Annotated in this window: 4 protein-coding genes; all 4 read left to right on the top strand. The window is 68.7% G+C overall.

The features are described 5' to 3' along the window. Nucleotides 1-711, top strand: a 711-nt coding sequence (locus tag RWX87_RS06560; RefSeq protein ID WP_314688786.1) for an ATP-binding cassette domain-containing protein, incomplete at its 5' end; no start/stop codon positions are given. A 13-nt stretch (nucleotides 712-724) separates the two neighbouring features. Beyond that, nucleotides 725-2,491 carry a bifunctional ADP-dependent NAD(P)H-hydrate dehydratase/NAD(P)H-hydrate epimerase gene (locus RWX87_RS06555; RefSeq protein WP_399552334.1) on the top strand — a complete coding sequence of 589 codons (1,767 nt, stop codon included), beginning with the start codon at nucleotides 725-727 and terminating at the stop codon, nucleotides 2,489-2,491. A gap of 123 nt (nucleotides 2,492-2,614) precedes the next feature. Then, a complete protein-coding gene (locus tag RWX87_RS06550) occupies nucleotides 2,615-3,319 on the top strand; it encodes an HAD family phosphatase (RefSeq protein WP_314688782.1) in 705 nt (234 codons plus the stop codon). Nucleotides 3,320-3,392: 73 nt separating this feature from the next. Further along, a complete protein-coding gene (locus tag RWX87_RS06545) occupies nucleotides 3,393-4,316 on the top strand; it encodes a LysR family transcriptional regulator (protein WP_314688781.1) in 924 nt (307 codons plus the stop codon). Nucleotides 4,317-4,413 lie beyond the last annotated feature (97 nt).

Raw genomic sequence — 4,413 nt, 5'->3', positions numbered from 1 at the left:
CTGCTGGCGAACACCAGCGAGGCGGAGAGGGCGGAGAAGGTCGCCGACATCCGCTTCCCCGAGCCGGCGCCCTGCGGGCGCACGCCGATCATGGCGAAGGACCTGTCCAAGGCCTACGGGTCGAACATCGTGTTCGCCGGGGTGTCGCTCGCCATCGACAAGGGCTCCCGGGTGGTCATCCTCGGCCAGAACGGGGCCGGGAAGACGACGACGCTGCGCCTCCTCGCCGGACAGGAGACCCCGGACACCGGGGAGGTCGTCTACGGGCACGGATGCAAGATCGGGTACTTCGCGCAGGAGCATGACACTCTCGACCTCGACTCCACCGTGCTCGAGAACCTCGCGCATGTCGCGCCCGACCTGGACGACACCCGCGCGCGCTCCATACTCGGCAGCTTCCTCTTCTCAGGGGATGACGCTCTGAAGCCCGCGCGCGTGCTCTCCGGAGGCGAGAAGACGAGGCTGGCGCTGGCCACGCTGGTCACCTCGCGGGCCAACGTGCTTCTTCTCGACGAGCCGACGAACAACCTCGACCCCGCGTCGCGCGATGAGATTCTCAAGGCGATCGCGAAATACGAGGGCGCCATCGTCCTCGTCACCCATGACGAGGGGGCCGTCGAGGCGCTCAGCCCCGAAAGGGTGCTGCTCATGCCCGACGGTGACGAGGACCTGTGGAGCGACGACTACCTCGACCTCGTGGCCGAGGAGTGATCCGGGAACGGGCATGGAAGGAGCAGCCATGGATGACGCCGAGCGCCGTGGGATCCTGCTGACGGAGGCATGGGCCGCCGAGGACGTCAGAGCCATGGAGCGTCCCCTTCTCCGCCGGGGCGTCCCTCTGATGCGCATGGCGGCCTCGGCCCTCGCCCGACTGGTGGGCGAGCGTCTGGACGACCGGGGCGTCGCCGTCGACGAGGCCGCGGTCGTGGTTCTTGCGGGTGCCGGGAACAACGGCGGCGACGGGCTCTACGCGGCGGCCGAGCTCGCCCGGCGCGGAGCCGACGTCACCGCCATCGCCGTGGGACGGGGTCTGCACGAGGGCGCCTTCGCGGCCTTCGTCCGGGCCGGAGGGTCCGTGCTCGTGCTCGATCCGCTCTCCGAGATCCCCGGGTGCGTCTCCGGCTTCGGCGCCGGGGAGGCGGGGGAGCGTCTGCGCGGCGCCCGCCGGCTTCTCGACCGGGCGTCCGTGGTGATCGACGCGATGACCGGGATCGGCGCCAGCGGGGTTCTGCGCGGCCTGCCCGCCACCCTGGCATCCATGCTCGGGGATTCCGGGAACGCCGGCGGGGACTCCGACGTGCCCGGTCGTCCTTTCGTCGTCGCGGTCGACGCGCCCTCCGGCGTGGGCGTCGACGACGGGGAGGTCCCGGGGGCATGCGTGGACGCCGATGCGACCGTCACCTTCGGGGTCATGAAGCCCTTCCTCATGCTTCCCCCGGCCTGCATGCACTGCGGGGAGGGGTTCCTCGTCGACCTTGGCTACGACGTGTCCTTGATGCCCTCGACGGTGCGTGTGGCGGACTCCTCCCTGGCCGCGTCCGCGCTGCGGTCTCCCCGCATGTCGGACGCCAAATACGCCCGGGGCGTGGTCGGACTCATCACCGGATCGGAGCGCTATCCGGGCGCCGGGGTGCTCACCGCGCTGTCCGCGGCGGAATCCGGATGCGGCATGGTGCGGCATATGGGTCCGCGTCGGGTCGAGGACGCCGTGCTGGCCAGGGTCCCCGAGGTCGTGTCCGGGAAGGGTCGCGTCGAGTCCTGGGTCGTCGGGTCCGGCGTCGTCTCGGCTCCGGGCGGGGATGATCCGACCCCAGTCGACACCCAGCGCGCCGCCATCGCCGCGCTTCTCGCCCACTACCGTCTGACGGGCGATGACGAGGCCGACTCGCGCGTACGATGCATGCCTCCCGTCGTCGTCGACGCCGGTGCGCTGGACCTGCTTCCCGACCGGGTGGATGGCCGCGTCGTCCTCACCCCGCACGCCGGCGAGATGGACTCCCTGCTCAGACGACTGGGCGAGAGGGACGTCGATGTGGCCGCCCGCCCGTGGAGGTCGGCGCTGCGCGCCCACGAGCTGACGGGAGCCACCATCCTGCTCAAAGGCGCCATGACGCTCGTCGTATGGGCCGACCCCGATTCGGGGGGGCCTCGGACCGTCGTCTGCGGCAGCGGCCCCGGCTGGCTGGCCACGGCCGGGTCCGGCGACGTCCTCGCCGGCCTTCTCGGTTCGCTGCTCGCGCAGACAGGCGGAACGGATCCCGCCATCGTGGGCCGGTCCGCCGCCGCGGCCGCGTACATCCATGGTCTGGCGGGGCGTCGGGCCTCCGGATCGGCGCTCAGGGGATGGCATGGACCCAGGCTGGTCTCCCCGACGGGGGTCCTCGGACGGAATCCGGGCGACGGGTCCGACCTCGGCGTCACGGGCCATCCGATCCTCGCCTCGGACATCGCGCATGCCCTGCCCCTGGTCATCGGCGGGCTGATGTCCTGAGCCTTTCGCCGGACATGACACGTCCCGCCATGTCTTGGGCGCTGGCCGGCCGCTGCGGCCGGGTGCATGGGCGGGGCGACCGGTACACTCGTCCCGGATTGACGGGAACGAAAGGGGACGACCATGGCGAGCGCCGATGAGACGACGACGGAGAACGCCGGCACGGCTCCGGGCCATAAGGGTTACGACCATGATGCCGGCGTCCAGGACGTCGTCTTCGACTTCTGCGGCGTCCTCCTCGACTGGCGCTGCCGGGCGTGCCTCCAGGGGCGCTTCCCCGACGCTCTCGTCGATGACGTCTGCGCCGACGACGACCGCCTCGGCTTCTTCGCCTTCGAGGCGTCCATGGACCAGGGGCGCAGCCTCGCCTCCCTCCTGCCGGAATACCGGTCGCGCTACGGAGGCCGTCTCGCCGAGGTGTTCCGCTACTACATCCTTCACTACGAGGACTCCCTCGTCCGGATCGTGCCGGGCATGGCCGAGCTGCTGCGCGACCTCAGGGCGGCGGGCATCGGCGTATGGGGCCTGACGAACTGGTCGCGCGAGACCTTCCCCGTGGCCTTCAGGAAGTTCCCCGAGCTGCGGGACCTTCTTGACGGCACGGTCGTCTCCGGCGAGGAGAGGCGCTTCAAGCCCAATCCCGACATCTATCGCCTCATGCTTTCGCGCTTCGGCCTCGAGGCGTCCCGGTGCGTGTTCGTGGACGACACCCCCCGCAACGTCGAGGGCGCCCGTGACGTCGGCATGTCGGGCATCGTCTTCTCCGACGCCGCCTCGACGCGACGCGATCTCGTCTCCCGGGGCGTGCCGATTCCCGACGTCGCCTGATGTCGGGGCGCGCCGGACGTTCCGACGATATAAGTCCGTTCCGAGTATCGCACGGATGATATAAATGGTGCTTATGACACTTCTGCAGCTGAGGTACATCGTCAAGATCGTCGAATGCGGATCGATGAACGAGGCCTCCCACGAGCTCTACGTGTCCCAGCCGGCCCTGAGCTCATCGGTGAAGGAGCTCGAGAACGAGCTGGGGATCGAGGTTTTCACGCGCTCGTCCCAGGGAATAGCCCTGACGGTGGACGGGGCGGAATTCATGACCTACGCCCGTCAGGTCCTCGACCAGGCGGACCTCCTGGAGGAGAGATACAGGAACGCGAAGCCGCGCAAGCAGCTGTGCAGCGTCTCCACCCAGCATTACATGTTCGCCGTCGAGGCCTTCGTCGAGATGATCGACTCCCTTCATTCCGACGAGTACGAATTCACCATCCGCGAGACGCGCACCAAGGACATCATCAGCCAGGTCGCCAACATGCTCTCGGAGATCGGGATCATCTACCTGTCCGATTTCAACAAGGACGTGATCGGCAAGCTGCTGCGCGAGAAGCATCTCGAGTTCCATCCCCTGTTCCGCGCCCCGCTGCACGTGTTCATCTCCCGGAACAACCCCCTGGCCGGGCGGGGGAAGGTGACGATGGAGGACCTCAAGCCCTATCCGTTCATCCAGTACGAGCAGGGCGAGGAGGGGAGCTTCTACTTCGCCGAGGAGGCGGTGTGGCCGGAGTACTCCCCCAAGCAGATCAACGTCACCGATCGGGCCACGATCCTCAACTTCATCATCGGGCTCAACGGCTACACCGTGTGCACCGGAATCGACAACGGGGACCTCAACAACGAGAAGATCGTCACCGTCCCCCTCGAATCCGACGAGACGATGCTTCTCGGCTGGATTACGAACGAACGGGCCCGTCTGTCGAAGGCCGCCGAGGTGTACCTCGACCGTCTTCGCACGGTCGTCGCCTCGCATGGCTATCAGCTGATCGGCTGATCAGCCGCCGTCCGGTCTTCCGGCCAGCGGCGCGCCGCGCGGACGCCGGGTCCACGGGCGCGGCAGCCTCTGCGATGCCCCGAGGACCCGTGGGACC

The organism is uncultured Bifidobacterium sp. (assembly GCF_963540075.1).
Taxonomy (GTDB): Bacteria; Actinomycetota; Actinomycetes; order Actinomycetales; family Bifidobacteriaceae; genus Bifidobacterium.
Note: the sequence above shows the minus strand (reverse complement) of the source record. Positions and strands in the feature narration are given on the sequence as shown.

Bases quoted from the DNA above. Each gene is read 5' to 3' on its own strand.
- RWX87_RS06545 (WP_314688781.1), top strand. From the start codon at position 3,393: ATGACACTTCTGCAGCTGAGGTACATCGTCAAGATCGTCGAATGCGGA.
- RWX87_RS06555 (WP_399552334.1), top strand. From the start codon at position 725: ATGGAAGGAGCAGCCATGGATGACGCCGAGCGCCGTGGGATCCTGCTG.
- RWX87_RS06550 (WP_314688782.1), top strand. From the start codon at position 2,615: ATGGCGAGCGCCGATGAGACGACGACGGAGAACGCCGGCACGGCTCCG.